General features: G+C 60.1%; 14 protein-coding genes and 1 tRNA gene (1 of these 15 running past the window's edge). 6 read left to right on the forward strand and 9 right to left on the reverse strand.

The annotated features are described in order from the left end of the window. From msrQ to clpB, 4 genes are all read right to left on the reverse strand, one after another. Positions 1 to 53: the 5' end (the start) of a protein-methionine-sulfoxide reductase heme-binding subunit MsrQ gene (gene msrQ, locus R1T40_RS14905; protein ID WP_317384677.1), read on the reverse strand. It extends 547 nt beyond the left edge of the window; only the first 53 of its 600 coding nucleotides appear in the window; the start codon lies at positions 51 to 53; its stop codon lies off the left edge, out of view. Continuing rightward, complete coding sequence (msrP, locus tag R1T40_RS14910; RefSeq protein WP_317384678.1) at positions 53 to 961, reverse strand: protein-methionine-sulfoxide reductase catalytic subunit MsrP; 909 nt, start codon at positions 959 to 961, stop codon at positions 53 to 55. The genes msrQ and msrP overlap by 1 nt, the downstream gene beginning before the upstream one ends. A gap of 71 nt (positions 962 to 1,032) precedes the next feature. After that, positions 1,033 to 2,523 carry an FMN-binding glutamate synthase family protein gene (locus R1T40_RS14915; RefSeq protein WP_106162702.1) on the reverse strand — a complete coding sequence of 497 codons (1,491 nt, stop codon included), beginning with the start codon at positions 2,521 to 2,523 and terminating at the stop codon, positions 1,033 to 1,035. A 186-nt stretch (positions 2,524 to 2,709) separates the two neighbouring features. Further along, the gene (gene clpB / locus R1T40_RS14920) at positions 2,710 to 5,328 is read right to left on the reverse strand and encodes an ATP-dependent chaperone ClpB (protein WP_317384679.1); all 2,619 of its coding nucleotides are present in this window, start codon (positions 5,326 to 5,328) and stop codon (positions 2,710 to 2,712) included. A gap of 243 nt (positions 5,329 to 5,571) precedes the next feature. Between clpB and pyrF the strand changes: the two genes are divergently transcribed. Continuing rightward, positions 5,572 to 6,303: an orotidine-5'-phosphate decarboxylase gene (pyrF, locus tag R1T40_RS14925; protein WP_106162700.1), complete on the forward strand. Its 732-nt coding sequence runs from the start codon at positions 5,572 to 5,574 to the stop codon at positions 6,301 to 6,303. A 374-nt stretch (positions 6,304 to 6,677) separates the two neighbouring features. Here pyrF and R1T40_RS14930 read toward each other — a convergent pair whose 3' ends face one another. Beyond that, positions 6,678 to 7,094, reverse strand: coding sequence for an NUDIX hydrolase (locus tag R1T40_RS14930; RefSeq protein WP_317384680.1), 417 nt, complete (start codon positions 7,092 to 7,094; stop codon positions 6,678 to 6,680). Between the two features lie 106 nt (positions 7,095 to 7,200). Between R1T40_RS14930 and R1T40_RS14935 the strand changes: the two genes are divergently transcribed. Continuing rightward, positions 7,201 to 8,472 carry a DNA polymerase IV gene (locus R1T40_RS14935; protein ID WP_106162735.1) on the forward strand — a complete coding sequence of 424 codons (1,272 nt, stop codon included), beginning with the start codon at positions 7,201 to 7,203 and terminating at the stop codon, positions 8,470 to 8,472. Positions 8,473 to 8,479: 7 nt separating this feature from the next. Here the strand turns inward: R1T40_RS14935 and R1T40_RS14940 are convergent, their stop codons facing one another. Continuing rightward, entirely contained in the window at positions 8,480 to 9,340 is an 861-nt protein-coding gene (locus tag R1T40_RS14940; RefSeq protein ID WP_317384681.1) for an N-formylglutamate amidohydrolase, read from the reverse strand. Between the two features lie 156 nt (positions 9,341 to 9,496). Here R1T40_RS14940 and R1T40_RS14945 point away from each other — a divergent pair. The 4 genes from R1T40_RS14945 (at position 9,497) to R1T40_RS14960 (ending at position 12,297) form a co-directional block, all read left to right on the forward strand. Next, positions 9,497 to 9,571, forward strand: a tRNA-Val gene (locus R1T40_RS14945). A gap of 81 nt (positions 9,572 to 9,652) precedes the next feature. Next, positions 9,653 to 9,778, forward strand: a complete 126-nt coding sequence (gene ykgO, locus R1T40_RS14950; protein ID WP_008562923.1) for a type B 50S ribosomal protein L36 — start codon at positions 9,653 to 9,655, stop codon at positions 9,776 to 9,778. A gap of 290 nt (positions 9,779 to 10,068) precedes the next feature. Further along, positions 10,069 to 11,079 (forward strand): extracellular solute-binding protein, encoded by a 1,011-nt coding sequence (locus R1T40_RS14955; protein ID WP_317384682.1) that lies wholly within the window; start codon positions 10,069 to 10,071, stop codon positions 11,077 to 11,079. Positions 11,080 to 11,433: 354 nt separating this feature from the next. Next, positions 11,434 to 12,297 carry a CobW family GTP-binding protein gene (locus tag R1T40_RS14960; protein WP_317384683.1) on the forward strand — a complete coding sequence of 288 codons (864 nt, stop codon included), beginning with the start codon at positions 11,434 to 11,436 and terminating at the stop codon, positions 12,295 to 12,297. A 10-nt stretch (positions 12,298 to 12,307) separates the two neighbouring features. On the opposite strand, the gene R1T40_RS14965 is transcribed toward R1T40_RS14960, so the two are convergent. The 3 genes from R1T40_RS14965 to R1T40_RS14975 form a co-directional block, all read right to left on the reverse strand. After that, a complete protein-coding gene (locus R1T40_RS14965; RefSeq protein ID WP_317384684.1) occupies positions 12,308 to 13,987 on the reverse strand; it encodes an ABC transporter permease in 1,680 nt (559 codons plus the stop codon). A gap of 126 nt (positions 13,988 to 14,113) precedes the next feature. After that, positions 14,114 to 15,331 carry a phenylacetate--CoA ligase family protein gene (locus R1T40_RS14970; protein ID WP_317384685.1) on the reverse strand — a complete coding sequence of 406 codons (1,218 nt, stop codon included), beginning with the start codon at positions 15,329 to 15,331 and terminating at the stop codon, positions 14,114 to 14,116. A gap of 17 nt (positions 15,332 to 15,348) precedes the next feature. Beyond that, positions 15,349 to 16,185, reverse strand: coding sequence for an ABC transporter ATP-binding protein (locus R1T40_RS14975; RefSeq protein ID WP_106162694.1), 837 nt, complete (start codon positions 16,183 to 16,185; stop codon positions 15,349 to 15,351). Positions 16,186 to 16,302: the final 117 nt, after the last annotated feature.

The raw sequence follows: 16,302 nt of genomic DNA on the forward strand, positions 1-16,302 counted from the left end.
ATGAGCCACGACGGCACCCGGCGCAGGGCGGAATTCACAGAAGTCAGATCCATCAGAAGTTCTTGGTCAGATCCAGCCCCTCATAGAGGGAGGCGACCTCTGCCTCATAGCCATTGAACATCAATGTTGGCTGACGACGGGAAAACAGCCCGCCACCAATGCGCCGCTCCGAGGCCTGACTCCAACGGGGGTGATCCACCTCAGGGTTCACATTGCTGTAGAAACCGTATTCGCGCGCATTGGCCATGTTCCAGCTGGTCGGCGGCTCCTGATCGGTCAGGGTGATCTTCACCACCGACTTGATCGACTTGAAGCCGTATTTCCACGGCACCACCAGGCGCAGCGGGGCACCGTTCTGGTTTGGCAGTGGCTTGCCGAATATGCCGGTGGCCATGATCGTCAGCGGGTTCATCGCCTCATCGAGGCGCAGCCCCTCGCGGTAGGGCCAGTCCAGCACCGGGTAACGGGTGCCGGGCATCTCATCCGGGCGCAGCAGGGTTTCAAAGGCGACGTATTTCGCCCCCTCCTGCACGCCGGCCAGGTTCAGCAGGTCCGCCAGTTCAAACCCCTGCCAGGGGATCACCATCGACCAGGCCTCGACACAGCGAAACCGGTAGATGCGCTCTTCCAGTGTCATCTCTGACAGGATCTGGTCAAAGCCGTAGGTGCCGGGATTGTCGACCATGCCGTCGATCTCCACCTCCCAGGGCGAGGTGGTCATCTGGCCGGCATAGCTGGCGGGATCGGTTTTGCCGGTGCCGAATTCATAGAAATTGCAGTAGCTGGTGACCTCTTCCCAGGTGTTGGGGTCCAGCTCCGCCTCTTGGGCCTGCGCCAGACCGCCGCCGATAGCCCCCAGCCCGACGCCCCCCATGCCTGCGAGGATCTTGCGCCGGTTCCAGAACAGGGATTCCGGCGTGATGTCCCGGTGGGTCAGATCGTTTTGCCAGCGATGGGCCATGAAAGCGCTCCTTGAGATCGTGTTGATCCTTGAGGTAACGCCTTAGGCGCTCAGGGCAAAAACATATCCTCTCACATCTCCGCGACAGCACTGTAACTTGGCAGGATCTCATTCATCGGCCGCGAGGAGCCATCCTCCTGCACGATCCGCATGTGACGGCGGCGCATCTTGCGCGGTTCATCCACCCCGACCGAATGGGCGATGGTCTCCACCTCCTGGATCACTTCGCGAGCAAAGCGGGCGACCTTCTTGTACTTGTCCTCCACCACGAGCCCCTGCTGAAAGCGCGGGTCGTGGGTGGTGATGCCGGTCGGGCAGGTGTTGCGATTGCACTTCAGCGCCTGAATGCAGCCCAGCGAAAACATGAAGCCCCGCGCCGAGGTGACAAAATCAGCGCCCGCTGCCAGCGCCCAGGCCACATCGCCGGGGTTGACCAGCTTGCCGCTGGAGATCAGGCGGATGCGCTCCTTGAAGCCATATTCATCGCGTAGGTTGCACACCAACGGCAGGGCCTCGCGTACGGACATGCCAACAAGGTCAATCAGTGGCATCGGTGCGGCTCCGGTGCCGCCCTCACCACCGTCAATGGTGATGAAGTCCGGAACGTCATCAGGTCGCGCCGCGAAGTTCAGGAACATCTCCCGCAGGGCAACCTCAGACCCTGCGACCGTCTTGATCCCCACCGGCTTGCCAGAAACCTGGCGCACGCGGGCAACCATATCGAGAAGGTCGTCATAAGAGGCGATCTCCGGGTGCCGGTTGGGAGAAATGCTCGCCGTCCCTTCCGGGATGCCGCGGATCTCGGAGATTTCGGCATTGACCTTGGCGGCGGGCAGGATACCGCCCTTGCCGGGTTTTGCCCCCTGCGCCAGCTTCAACTCGAACATCTTTACCTGCGGGATCTCGGCGAGTTCCTTCAGGCGCGCATCACTCAGATTTCCTTCGGCATCGCGCACCCCGTATTTGGCGGTGCCGATCTGAAAGACCACATCACAGCCCCCATCGAGATGAAACGGGCTTAGCCCACCCTCCCCGGTGTTGAGCCAGATCCCCGCCTCGCGCGCGCCCCGGCTGAGGGCGGTGACTGCAGGACGCGACAGTGCGCCATAGCTCATACCGGAAATGTTGAAGAACGACGGTGCATTATAGGGTACCCGCGCGGTCGGACCGATCAGCATCGGTTCGGAACTGGCATATTGGTCATTCAGCGGTGGGAAGGCGGCGTTTACGAAGATCGGCGTGCCCGGCACCGCAGTGTTGCGGGTGGAGCCAAAGGCCACCGTGTTGGTCACACCGGCGCAGGCACGGGCAATCCACTCCCGCTGCGCACGATTGAACGGAAGCTCCTCGCGATCCATGGCGAAGAAATACTGGCGGAAGAACTCCCCAAGGGAACTGAAGAGATGCCGAAACCGCCCCAGCACCGGGTAGTTGCGGCGGATCGCGTCCTGGGTCTGCGTGCGATCTATGACAAACATCGCCAGTGCCGCCAGGGCAAACACACCCAGAAGGCAGATGAACACCACCGCAAGGATCGACACCGCATTCATCGCAAACCCCATGGAAAATCCTTTCTCTTCAATATCGCGGGACAGGCAAGGCGGCCTGACCAATCCGTATTATAGCATGCCGACACACGACAGACGCATGACGTTTCACAGGTGGGATTTCACATCCGGTTCAGCAATGGTTATCGGCAAAAGGGCCGCCCCAAAGGGCGACCCTCTATCTCATCATCACGTGCAAGCTCAGTGAACGACAGCCTCATCCGGGCGTGGCCGCTTGGTTGTGCCGAGGCGATCCCCGATAACCAGCCCTTCACTGCCCGCAGACACCGAAACGGTCTCTCCGTCCTTGATGTCCCCAGACAGCAGCGCCTCTGCCAGCGGGTTCTGCAGTGCGCGCTGAATGACGCGTTTCAACGGGCGCGCCCCAAACACCGGATCATACCCCTCATCCGCAAGCCACGCCTTGGCGCCATCGTCCAGTTGCAGTGTGATCTTGCGATCTGCCAACCGCTTGACCAGACGCCGGAGCTGGATCTCTACAATCCCGCCCATGTCGTGACGACCAAGCCGGTCGAAGATCACCGTCTCATCCAGGCGGTTCAGGAACTCGGGGCGGAAATGCGCCCGCACCGCGTCCATCACGTCCCGCTTAGCATCCGACGCATCCGCCCCGTCTGGCAGCTGGCTGAGGGCCTGCGCGCCAAGGTTGGATGTAAGGATGATCAGCGTTTGCTTGAAGTCCACGGTCCGGCCTTGCCCATCCGTCAGCACACCATCGTCCAGCACCTGCAGCAGCACGTTGAACACATCCGGGTGCGCCTTCTCAACTTCGTCGAACAGGATCACCTGATAGGGACGACGCCGTACGGCTTCGGTCAGAACGCCACCCTCATCATAGCCGACATACCCCGGAGGGGCACCAATCAGGCGGGCGACGCTGTGCTTTTCCATGAACTCCGACATGTCGACGCGCACCATGGCGCTGTCATCGTCAAACAGGAACTCAGCCACGGCCTTGGTCAGCTCGGTCTTGCCTACACCCGTTGGCCCGAGGAACAGGAAAGAGCCCAGTGGACGGTTTTCGTCACTAAGACCAGCCCGCGCCCGGCGCACCGCATTGGCGACTGCCGTCACCGCAGTGTTCTGTCCGATGACACGCGCATGCAGACCGTCTTCCATCCGCAACAGCTTTTCACGGTCACCTTCGAGCATCTTGGAGGTCGGGATGCCGGTCCAGCGCTCCACGACGCCCGCGATTTGCTCGGGACGGACAGCCTCTTCGACCATAAGCCCCTTTTGTTCGGTCTGCTCGGCCTCTGTCAGCTGCTTCTCCAAACCAGGGATGACGCCATAAGACAGCTCACCCGCCTTGGCGAGGTTGCCCTCACGCTTTGCGATATCAAGTTCAGCACGCGCCTTGTCCAACCGCTCTTTGATGTCCCGAGCGGAGGCCAATTTGTCCCGTTCCGCCTGCCACTGCGCCGTCATCTCTGCCGAGCGCTCCTGCAAGTCAGCGAGTTCCTTCTGCAGTGTTTCCAGGCGATCCAGAGAGGCGGTATCCTCTTCAAGCTTCAGGGCCTGTTCCTCGATCTGCATCTGCAGGATCTGGCGATCAAGCGCGTCCAGCTCTTCCGGCTTGGAGTCCACTTCCATTCGCAGGCGCGACGCGGCCTCGTCCACAAGGTCAATAGCCTTGTCGGGCAGGAACCGGTCCGTAATGTAGCGGTTTGACAAGGTTGCTGCCGCCACAAGGGCGCCATCAGCAATACGCACCCCGTGATGGAGTTCGTATTTTTCCTTGATGCCGCGCAGAATGGAAATCGTATCCTCAACCGTCGGCTCAGACACCATTACCGGCTGGAAACGGCGCGCGAGTGCTGCGTCCTTCTCCACATACTTGCGATATTCATCCAGCGTGGTGGCGCCGATACAGTGCAGCTCACCCCGTGCCAGAGCCGGCTTGATGAGGTTGGCGGCGTCCATTGCACCATCAGATTTTCCGGCACCGACCAGCGTGTGCATCTCGTCGATGAACAGGATGACCTCACCCGCCGCCGCCGTGACCTCATTCAGGATGCTCTTCAACCGCTCCTCAAACTCGCCACGATATTTCGCACCGGCTATCAGCGCGCCCATGTCCAGCGCCAGAAGTCGTTTGTCGCGCAGGGATTCGGGCACATCCCCGTTGATGATGCGCAAGGCCATGCCTTCGGCGATCGCCGTTTTACCCACGCCCGGCTCACCGATCAGCACCGGGTTGTTCTTGGTCCGGCGGCTCAGCACCTGCATGGTCCGACGGATCTCGTCATCGCGCCCGATGATCGGGTCAATCTTGCCCTCGCTGGCACGTTCGGTCAGGTCCTGCGTGTATTTCTTCAGAGCCTCATATGAGTCTTCAGCCGTCGCGCTATCGGCCGTGCGCCCCTGACGAATGTCGTTGATCGCCTCGTTGAGCTTCTGTGCCGTGACATTGCCCGCCTCAAGCGCTTCTTTCGCTTTCGATTTGACCAATGCCAAGGCGGTCAACATGCGCTCTACCGGAACAAAACTGTCCCCGGCCCTCTCTGCCACCTTGGTCGCTTCATCCAGCACCCGGGCGGTCTGACCATCAAGATAGATCTGCCCGGCATCACCGGACACCTTGGGCAGCTTGCCCATGGCCGCCTCGACGGATTCGGCCACGCGTTTCGGATCTCCTCCCGCACGGGAAATGAGATTCGTAACCATGCCCTGATCGTCGTCCAGCAATGCTTTGAGGATATGTTCCGGCGTCAGCCGCTGGTGACCCTCGCGAAGTGCGACAGTCTGGGCCGCCTGCACAAAACCGCGCGCCCGCTCAGTGAACTTGTTCAAGTCCATCTTCTTCTCCTTTTTCAAGCGCCCCTAGAATGACCCTGCCCGCTTGGCAGCACAGGATCGGTGTGGGCCTCGGGGTAAGATGTGGGTATTCACCGCACATCTTCAAGTCCCTGACTACCATGACAAGTGTTGATGAACCTTGACCGCGATCAAACCACGTAAGAAACCTCTGAAGGCCCTTTTCCGCAAGGGGCAAAGGCATTAGGAAGACGCAACCCAGCGCCCCAGACCGGAGACATGCCCATGACCACTCCCATCGCCGATGACCGCTTGATCGTTGCCATGGATGTACCCAACGCCATCGCCGGCTTGAAGCTGGCCGAACAGTTGGGAGATGCCGTCTCTTTCTACAAGATCGGTCTGGGCATGCTGACCGGCGGAGGCCTGGCCCTCGCGAATGAGCTGAAACAGGAGCTCGGCAAGAAGATCTTCCTCGACATGAAGCTCTTTGACATCGGCGCGACGGTGGAAAACGCGGTGCGCGGCCTGTCTCAGTTCGAGCTCGACTTCCTCACCGTGCATGGCGACCCGCATGTGGTGCGCGCCGCCAAAGAGGGTGCCGCAGGCAAGGACCTGAAGATCTTGGCCGTCACCATTCTGACCTCGCTCGACCGGAATGATCTGGACGATGCGCTCATCAAGAGCGGCGACATCACCGATCTTGTACAGGAACGCGCAGGCAAGGCGCTGGCTGCAGGAGCCGATGGCGTGATTGCCAGCCCGCAAGAAGCCGCCCTGATCCGTGCACTGCCAGAGGCCGAAGGCAAATTGATCGTGACCCCTGGCGTACGCCCTGTTGGCGCCGATCTGGGGGACCAGAAACGCGTAACCACCCCGATGCAAGCGCTGGAGGCGGGCGCCGACCACATCGTTGTCGGCCGTCCGATCTGGCAGGCCGAAGTTCCACGTCTGGCGGCGCAGGATATTCTGAAAGAGATGAACAGCGCACAGACGAAAATCCCCAACAAGGGGTAACGCCGCTCGATTGCGGGCTGCACTGCCCAAAAGACGGGCAAACGCAGACCTTAACACCCGTTCCAGCCCGCACCGTAAAGCCATCGTATATCATGGCGACAAGGTGCGGGGATCAAAGAACAAATCACGTAGAAACACTGACCGTTTCGAAAAACTGAATTTCATATTCGTGACATTGAAAGCACAGGTCGGAGCGAGAAATCCATCTCGAACCGGCTTGGAGCTTTGCGAAACATGGGTTCATAGGTGAATCTGGAGTGGAGACACTCCCCTGACGTTTACCTCTTCCTGAGAAACGTCACCTTCCCCCGCCACTTGTGCGGGGGCCTTTCTTTCCGAAACATCAATATTACCTGTGTTGCTGTACCGGAGCCTCACGCCCCGTCAGACTGAGAACGCTGCAGATAGTTCTGCAGCCGGTCCTTGAAACGCGGAATGCCCAGCGGGTGGGCAATATAGGCCGCCGGTGTCATGAGCTCCCACCCCTGCCCTTCATCACCAAACCGGATATCCGCCACCGTCGCTTCTGAAAGGTGGGCGGCAAAGAACCAGCTGTCGCCATCCGGCCGGGGATAACAGCGCGCGTAGGTCAGCTCTTCGGGCGCCAGGGCGAGCCCGACCTCCTCATACGTCTCTCGCAGAGTGCATTCCTTCGGGGTCTCGCCGTTCTCTCGCCCACCCCCGGGGAAATCCCAATGACCGGGAAAGGGAATATCGACAGTCTCGTCGCGCAGGATCACCAGCAGACGCGGGCCGAGAAACAGCGCCAGTTTCGTTCCCGTAAAGCTCATGGTATATTTCACCTCTGCGCAGAGGCGCCCCGTTGACGCCGGGTGCACGCTAACCGGAGCGGGCGTCGCGCACACCCCGTTTCTGCGCTTTTTTGTCGAGTCCGCCATGCCAGCCCTCTGCCGCGACTGTCTGCACTGCTTTGATCCCGGCGCGCTGCGTCCGGGGCACCGACGCTGTCCTGCTTGTCGCAGCCCGCGCATCAAGGCTCATGACGAGCTGTTCACGCTCTCCATCGCGCATATGGATTGCGATGCCTTCTATGCCAGCGTCGAGAAACGCGACAATCCAGAATTGGCGGACAAGCCGGTAATCATCGGCGGCGCACATCGCGGCGTAGTTTCGACCGCCTGCTATGTGGCCCGCATTCGGGGAGTCCGCTCTGCCATGCCGATGTTTCAGGCGCTGAAGCTCTGTCCGGACGCGGTGGTCATCAAACCACGGATGCATGCCTATGTGGAAACCAGCCGCGCAATCCGGGCCATGATGGATGAGCTGACACCAGAGGTGGAACCCCTGTCACTGGATGAGGCCTTCATGGATCTGTCTGGCACCGAGCGGCTACACGGCGCGCCCCCCGCGGTCATGCTGGCGCGGTTGGTCAGGCGGATGAAGGATGAGCTCGGCGTCACCGGCTCGATCGGGCTGAGTCACAACAAATTCTTGGCCAAGGTCGCCTCCGACCTCGACAAACCACGCGGCTTTTCAGTGATTGGTGAAGCCGAAACAGGGGAATTCCTGCGCGATAAACCCGTGCGCCTCATCTGGGGTATTGGCCCCGCCGCACAAGCATCACTGGAAAAAGCAGGGATTCGCGCCTTCTCGGACCTGTTGCGTTGGGATCGTCGTGACCTGCATGAGCGCTTTGGCAGCATGGGGGACCGGCTCTGGCATTTGGCGCGCGGCGAAGACCGCCGCAAGGTGTCCGCGCGTACCCCGGTGAAATCCATATCCAAGGAAACCACCTTCTTTGAGGACACGATGCAAATGGACGTGCTCGATGGGCATCTGTGGCGCCTAGCAGAACAAGTTTCGGACCGGGCCAAGGCCAAGGAACTCGCCGGTCGAGTGGTCACGCTGAAACTAAAACGCGCGAACCATTCAACGCTCACCCGGCGCCAATCCCTGCACAGTCCGACTCAGATCGCCGATCAGATCTATCGCACCGCGCGCCACCTGCTGGATCAGTCAGTAAACCAGGGCCCCTTCCGGCTGCTTGGATGCGGCATCAGCGAACTTGGACCAGAGGCACAGGCCGACACCACGGGCGATCTGCTCGATCCCAACGCGGAAAAACGGGCAAGTGCCGAACGTGCGACAGACGAAATCCGCAAACGGTTTGGCAAGGAAGCCATCCTGAAGGGACGCGCGCTACGCTGAGGTAAGTTTATTCTGCAGCCATCGGTTTTCTGTCGGAGCCGAGGGTCGCAACACGACTGAGCGCACGTGTGAGCTGTGCTTTTACAGTTGCAAATTGCGCATTTGGCGTGATGTCGGTCTCGTCCATATAGAGAGAGCGATCAATCTCGACCTGAATGGCATGCTGCCGCCGCGCCGGTCGCCCATAGGTCTGGGTGATATAGGCCCCTGCAAACGGCGCGTTTCGCGCCACACGGAACCCTGCCTCCGCAAAGGCCGCTTCGATCTCATCCACGATCCAGCCGTCAGCGGCCGCACCGAACCGATCCCCCAAAACGATTTCCGGTCGCAATGCTCGTTTCGGCGACACGCCTTCGACCGCCTCATGCGGCATTGAATGGCAATCGACCAGAATGGTTTCGCCGAACCGCGCATGAGAGGCATCAAGCAACTGCTGCAGAGCCGCGTGATAGGGCGTCCAGTACTGATCGATTCGCGCCTGCGCCTCGGCCATGCTGATCTTGCCGCGATAGATGGACCGCCCGTTGGAAACGACTCGGGGAATCACACCTAGTCCGGAGGCCACGCGGGGATTTTGTCCGCGCCGCCGTACCCCTTCGATCAGAGCAGGATCCAATTCACCGGACGAACGGTTCAAGTCGACAAACGCCCGCGGCATCTGCGCCGTCAGCATGGGCATCCCGAACTCAGGCGCGACAGCGAACAGCTGGTCGACAAATGCATCCTCGCTGCTGCGCAAGCGTTTTGCGTCGAGAACCGACTGAGAAACAAAGGTTTTCAGATAGTTCGAGCCGCTATGCGGCGATGCGATCACCACCGGAGACTGCCACATCTGTGGCATTTCAACCGAATATGCCTGACGTGACATGCCAGCTCCACTTTCCCGCCTGAGAGTCACAGCATAGAGTTTATATTTCTGTGGCAAAAGCTCTTGCGCCCACAATCGACTCCTTTTATACGCCTTTTCACTGACGCGAAGCGATGCGCCAAACGGCGTAGAAAATTGTTTTGTTGTCGGCATCATGGGCGGTTAGCTCAGCGGTAGAGCACTTCGTTGACATCGAAGGGGTCACAAGTTCGATCCTTGTACCGCCCACCATGATTTCATTGTTTCGGGCTCAGGCGCCGGAACGCCCGCTAACCCAGGCGCTGGTTCGCGCCGCAGACAAGGAGAGAGACCATGAAGGTCAAGAACTCGCTCCGTTCGCTGAAGAACCGGCACCGTGATTGCCGGGTTGTGCGTCGCAAAGGTCGCGTCTACGTGATCAACAAGACCCAGCGTCGGTTCAAAGCTCGTCAGGGCTGACATACAGCATATGACGCCTCTCACGGGGCTCCGGAAAACCGCATCTTCGGATGCGGTTTTTTGTTTTTGTGCCCCCAGTATCTCCCACAGAAGTTGTCTGACACGCCGCCTGGCCAGGGGGCGTCATTCAATCGTGAGGCATGACCTTCGCGACCGAAGAATTTTCTGACAGAATTAATCAGTTACCCCTTACATTTCGCGCGCAGTGTAGTAATTGACTAAACAACTTGGGTTTTGGCGCGAGGAGGTGCCACCCAGGAACAAGCGACATTCAGAGGGGTGAAAAGCTCATGAAAATCAACGTTTTTGCAACTGTAATCGCCGCGAGTCTTGCGACCACTGCCGTCGCTGACGGAGTAGTCAACCTGTACTCCTCTCGCCACTACGACACCGATGAACGCCTCTACTCCGACTTCGAAGAGGCCACCGGCATCACCATCAACCGCATCGAAGGCAAGGCTGATGAGCTGATCGCCCGGATGCAGGCCGAGGGTGCAAACTCTCCGGCGGACATCCTGCTGACAGTGGATACCTCCCGTCTGGCGCGCGCGAAGGATGCAGGTGTTTTGCAATCGATCGACAGCGACGTGCTCGAAGACCGGATCCCGTCCAACCTGCAGGACGCCGACAACCAGTGGTTCGGCTTTTCACAGCGCGCCCGCATCGTGTTCTACGACAAGGCCGACGTGGACAACCCGCCGGCGACCTACATGGATCTGATCAAGCCCGAGTACAAAGGCATGGTCTGCCACCGGTCCTCCAGCAACGTCTATGCCCAGACGCTGCTCTCTGCCATCATCGAAAACCACGGTGAGGAAAAGGCACGTGAATGGGCCGCTGGCATGGTGGAGAACTTTGCGCGCGCGCCGCAGGGTGGCGACACCGATCAGCTGCGCGGAATCATCTCCGGCGAATGTGATGTCTCGGTTGCCAACTCCTATTACTTTGCCCGTGCGCTGCGGAAGGATGTCAAAGGCCTCTCAGCCGACATCGACAAGATTGCGTGGGTTTTCCCGTCTCAGGACGCGGAAGGTGCGCATATGAACCTGTCCGGTGGCGGCGTTGCGGCCCATGCACCGAACCGCGACAACGCGGTCAAGTTTCTTGAGTATCTCGCATCCGATCAGGCGCAACAGTATTTCTCCGGTGGCAACGACGAGTTCCCTGCCGTTCCTTCGGTCGAAAAGTCTGAAAGCGTGGCAAAGCTGGGTGAATTTGTCGCCGACGATGTCGAACTGTCCAAAGTTGCTCTGAACCTTCCGACCGCGCAGAAAATCTTCAACGAGGTTGGCTGGGAATAAGCTACTCTAGTGTATTCGAGAGAGAGGGCGCAGTTTCGACTGCGCCCTTTTTTGCATCCGCTTTGCAAGAATCGGGAGCGGGAATCCCAATCTGCAGCGCGTGAACAAATGCAGAGAACTGAAGCCGCCCTCCAGAAATTTGAATTTTCATACAATTTTTCTGATGTGAAATCAGGCAGCAAGCTCGAAACAGGTGATTTGCTCCCCGCTTCTGCCGAATCTTTGTCTGGACCGAGCCGTCCTCAGAACCTATAGAGTCGCGCCAAGCAAGACATAGAGATTGCAAATTCATAAAGCGGGGAGCTCGGTTGACATGCCGATTGCGATGCACTTGATGCGCAGGGGCATGTCCTGATGCGCACGCCAGTTACGATCATCAGTGGATATCTCGGCGCGGGTAAGACAACGCTGATCAACGCGCTGCTTGGCGAGGATCACGGCTTGCGTCTGGCCGTTTTGGTCAATGACTTCGGCAGCATCAATATCGACGCCTCGCTTATTGCAGATGCGGATGTCGACAGGATTGCGTTGACCAACGGCTGCGTTTGTTGCTCGCTTGGTGATGACCTAGCCTTGAGCGTCAATGAGGTCCTGACCCGCGGAAAACAGCCTGATCATATCCTGATCGAAGCCAGTGGTGTCGCCGAGCCAGTTGCGATCGCCAATGCATTGCTCAATGACAGCCGCCTTAGCTATGCAGGTATTGTCACCGTGGTGGATGGTTCCAGCTTTTCCACCTTGATGGATGATCCACTGCTGAAACCTCAGGTGGCGCAGCAAATCTGCGCGGCAGATCTGGTTCTTCTCAGCAAACTCGACAGCGCGCCCGAAACAGAGTTGCTCGATCAGCTCCGTCAGGTGGGGGCTCGAACTCCAACTCGGATCGCCGATATGGAGTTGTCTCGCATGCTATTCGACATCGTGCCGCTCCCGCGCGGCATGACGCCTGCGCCGCACCCCGGATACGTCAGCTGGCAACATCGCAGCAAAACGGTCATGGACCGTCGGGCATTGGGTGACAAACTGGCCGACCGGCCAGAGGGGCTCTACAGGATGAAAGGCTTCGTGCTGACCTCAGGTGGTGCCTATGAGTTGCATATTGTCGGTCGTCATGTTGAGGCACGCCGCTGTGATGCAGATGAAACGCTTCTGGTTGCCCTTGGCCCGGAACAACGCGTGAGCCACGCCGAGATCGAGGCCTGGTGGAGCGGCCCCTGACCTCTGCGCCTTAAGTCCGGCGTCGCACTTGCCGACAGACCAGGATCACCGGAAGCAACCCCACCGCCATGATCACCAGTGATGGTACAGCAGCCCCTTCAAGCCGTTCATCCGCCGCCAGCCGGTGCGCCTGCACCGCCAGCGTATCGAAATTGAACGGTCGCATGATCAATGTTGCAGGCAGCTCCTTCATGACGTCGACAAAGACGATCAGCAGTGCCGTCAGCAGGCTCGGCGTCAGGATCGGCAGATGCACCCGGCGCAGCATGCCAAATGGGCTCTGACCCAATGAACGCGCAGCCGCGTCCATATTCGCATGAACCGTTGCCTGCCCCCCTTCATAAGCCCCCAGCGCTGCCGCCATGAAGCGCACAACATACGCCATCACCAGAAGCCAGATCGAACCGGTGACCAGCAGCCCTGTTCGAATGCCGAAGTTGGCTCGCATCCAGGCGTCAAGCGCGTTGTCGAACGCGGCAAATGGCACCATCAAACCCACCGCGATCACTCCGCCCGGCACCGCATAGCCAAGGCGCGAAAAATTCGCGGCTGTGCTCGATAGCTTGCCCGGGCGGAGACGTTGGTAGAATCCAAGGCTGACCGCCGCCAGCAGCGTTATAAGCGCCGCCATACTCGCCAGCGTCAGCGAGTTCTTGATGAAGGCAATATAGCGGCTGCTTAGCAAGTTCTGTTCAGACTCAAGCCCCATCAGCGTCAGGCTCACCAGCGGCACCAGGAACCCAAAGATCACCGGCAGTGCGCAAAGCACCCAAGCCGCAATCACATTGCCGCCGCTCAGTGTCGCCGGGGGCAGTGCGGCTTGTTGTTTTCCGGCGTGGTGGTAACGCGCCTTGCCGCGGCTGACACGCTCAGCCACCGCGAGCATCAATGCAAACCCTAACAGACAGAGGGCCAGTTGCGCAGCTCCCCCACGATCTCCCAGCGAAAACCAGCTGGTGTAGATGCCCGTGGCAAAGGTCTGCACCCCGAAATAGGCCACTGTGCCGTAATCCGCGATGGTCTCCATAACCGCCAGCAACACGCCCGAGGCCACCGCAGGCCGCGCCATCGGCAGGCTGACACGCCAAAACGCGCGCCAGGAGCTATCCCCCAACGCCCGCGCCGCAAGAAACGCGCTGGAGCTTTGCTGCAGGAAGGCGGCTCGCGCCAGCAGGTAGACATATGGGTAAAGCACCAGCACCAGCATCAGCGCCGCACCGCCAAGTGACCGGATTTCCGGGAACCAGTAGTCGCGCGGCCCCCAGCCTGTCACATCCCGCAGGGTCGACTGCACAATCCCCGGATGGTCGAGCAGAAATGTATAGGCATAGGCCAGAACATAGGCCGGAAACGCCAGCGGCAGCACCAACGCCACCTCGAAGAACCGCACGCCGGGAAACCGGGTCATGGTGACCAGCCAGGCCGCCCCCACGCCGATGGAAAATGTGCCCAACGACACCAGCAGCACCAGATAGACCGTGGTACGCGCATAGCGGGGCAGCACAGTATCCGCGAGATGCGAGATCGTCTCCACCCCGCCCGTCAGCGCCGCGATACCAACTGCAACCATCGGCAGCAGGCAGGACAGCGCGACGATCCAGGCCAGCAGTGCAAAGCCGCGTGTGCCCCTGCTCCGGGCGGCGCTTTGGCGGTGGGCTACTGGCGCCTGTGTCTGGCTTGCTTGCGTCATTCATCCTGCCTTTGAACAGAGTCGCACCTGTTTCAAGCATTTCTGTCGGAAATTCCAGCGCGAAACCGCCGCTGCGACGGCATGTCGGCAGCGGCGGCACTGTCGGGTCCAGCAAGAGGCTGCAGATCAGTCGTAGCTGCGCTGATCCTCGATCACGAGGCCATCCTTGGGCAGGCTCCCCGGGGCAACCACATCCACGGCGCCCTTCATCTTCAGCACATCAATAACCGAGCGGGCAAAGCTGATCTCGTCGCCGCCTTCGGCCTCGATCCGGACGGTCATCACATCCATCTCGCCTTCGCGGGAGGCCACGACGCGCGCCTTGACGATCTCGTCATGTTTTTCAACCAGCGCTGCCACCTGCTCGGGGCGTACGAACATGCCCTTGATCTTGGTGGTCTGATCGGCGCGCCCCATCCAGCCCTTGATACGCAGGTTCGTGCGGCCACAGGGGCTCTCACCGGGCATCACCGCGCTCAGGTCGCCGGTGGCAAAACGGATCAGCGGGTAATCGCGGTTGAGCGTGGTCACCACAACCTCGCCGACTTCACCCGGTGCAACTGGGGTGCCGGTGCCGGGCGTGACGATCTCGACGATGACTTGTTCGTCGACAATCATCCCCTCCATCGCGGCGCTCTCATAGGCGATATTGCCCAAATCTGCGGTGGCATAGCACTGCAGACACGCAATGCCGCGATCCGCGTAATCCTGACGCAAGCTGGGGAACAGCGCGCCGCCACCAACCGCGGCCTTTGTGAACCCCAGTGTCACCCCCATGGCCTCGGCCTTGTCGAGGATCACCTTCAGGTAATCTGGCGTTCCGGCATAGGTGGTCGCGCCCACATCGCGCGCAGCCGTGACCTGCAATTCGGTCTGGCCCGTACCAGCAGGCAGAACCGCAGCCCCCACCGTGCGGGCACCGTTCTCAAAGATCATCCCGGCAGGCGTCAGGTGATAGCCAAAGCAGTTCTGCACCACATCGCCGGGACCCACACCCGCGGCATGCAGAAAACGCCCCATGCGCCACCAGTCGTGGTCCACCCCACCGGGTTCATAGATCGGCCCCGGTGACTGAAAGATATGGGCAAAGCCATGCGCCGGTTTCACGGTGAAACCACCAAAGGGTGGATGCGCCGCCTGCGCCGCGCTCAGCTCCGCCTTGCGCAGAACGGGCAAGCGCGCAAGATCCGCAACCGTCGTGATCTGCGCCGGATCCACATCGCTCAGCAGGGCGGCAAAGCCGGGCGCCGATTTTGCGCGGGCGATCTGCTCTGGCAAAAGTTTGGCCAGATCTGCGGCCCGCTCATCTGAGCTGCGGGTTTCCAATGCATCAAAATAAGTCATGGTCATCTCTCCCCGCCTCAGCTCAGCCACCTCTTGCGACGGCGGTAGGACCGCACGTCACGGAAACTCTTGCGGCCTTCTTCGGACATCCCGAGGTAGAATTCCTTCACATCCGGGTTCTCGCGCAGCTCCGCCGCCGGGCCGTCCATTACCACCCGGCCGGATTCCAGAATGTAGCCATAGTGGGCATAACGCAGCGCCACGTTGGTGTTCTGCTCAGCCAGCAGGAAGGTCACGCCTTCGTTCTCGTTGATCGACTTCACGATCTGAAAGATCTGCTCCACAAGCTGCGGCGCCAGGCCCATTGATGGCTCATCGAGCAGGATCGTCTCCGGGCGGCTCATCAAGGCGCGCCCCATAGCGACCATCTGCTGCTCCCCGCCGGAGGTGTAGCCTGCCTGACTTTTGCGGCGCTCCTTCAGCCGGGGGAAATAAGTATAGACCATCTCCAGATCGTCTTGAATTTTGGCACTGCCATCGCCGCGCGTATAGGCGCCGGTCAGCAGGTTTTCCTCGACCGTCAGGTGCTCAAAACAATGGCGACCCTCCATCACCTGGATCACCCCCTTGCGCACCAGATCCGCCGGATCCTGCGCATGCACGTCCTTGCCGCGATAGCGCACCGAACCCTTGGTGACCTCGCCGCGTTCGGAATGCAGCAGGCTGGAAATTGCTTTCAGGGTCGTGGTCTTGCCAGCCCCGTTGCCCCCCAGAAGCGCGGTGATCCCGCCCTTGGGCACATTCAGACTCACGCCTTTTAGCACGAGGATCACGTGGTTGTAGATCACCTCGATATTATTGACCTCGAGCAGCGTCTCCGCCTGCACATCTGTGGTGTTCGCCGCGTCCAGCATCTCGAAAGCTATCCCTTTCGCCAGTGTCCGTTTGGGACGGAACCGATGCGGCGGCCCTGCGCCACATCATATGAGTTTTGAAGCCGCGCCGAGAGACCTCTCTCGGCGCGACAGGAC

Source organism: Tritonibacter scottomollicae, from assembly GCF_032924845.1.
Lineage (GTDB): Bacteria > Pseudomonadota > Alphaproteobacteria > Rhodobacterales > Rhodobacteraceae > Epibacterium > Epibacterium scottomollicae.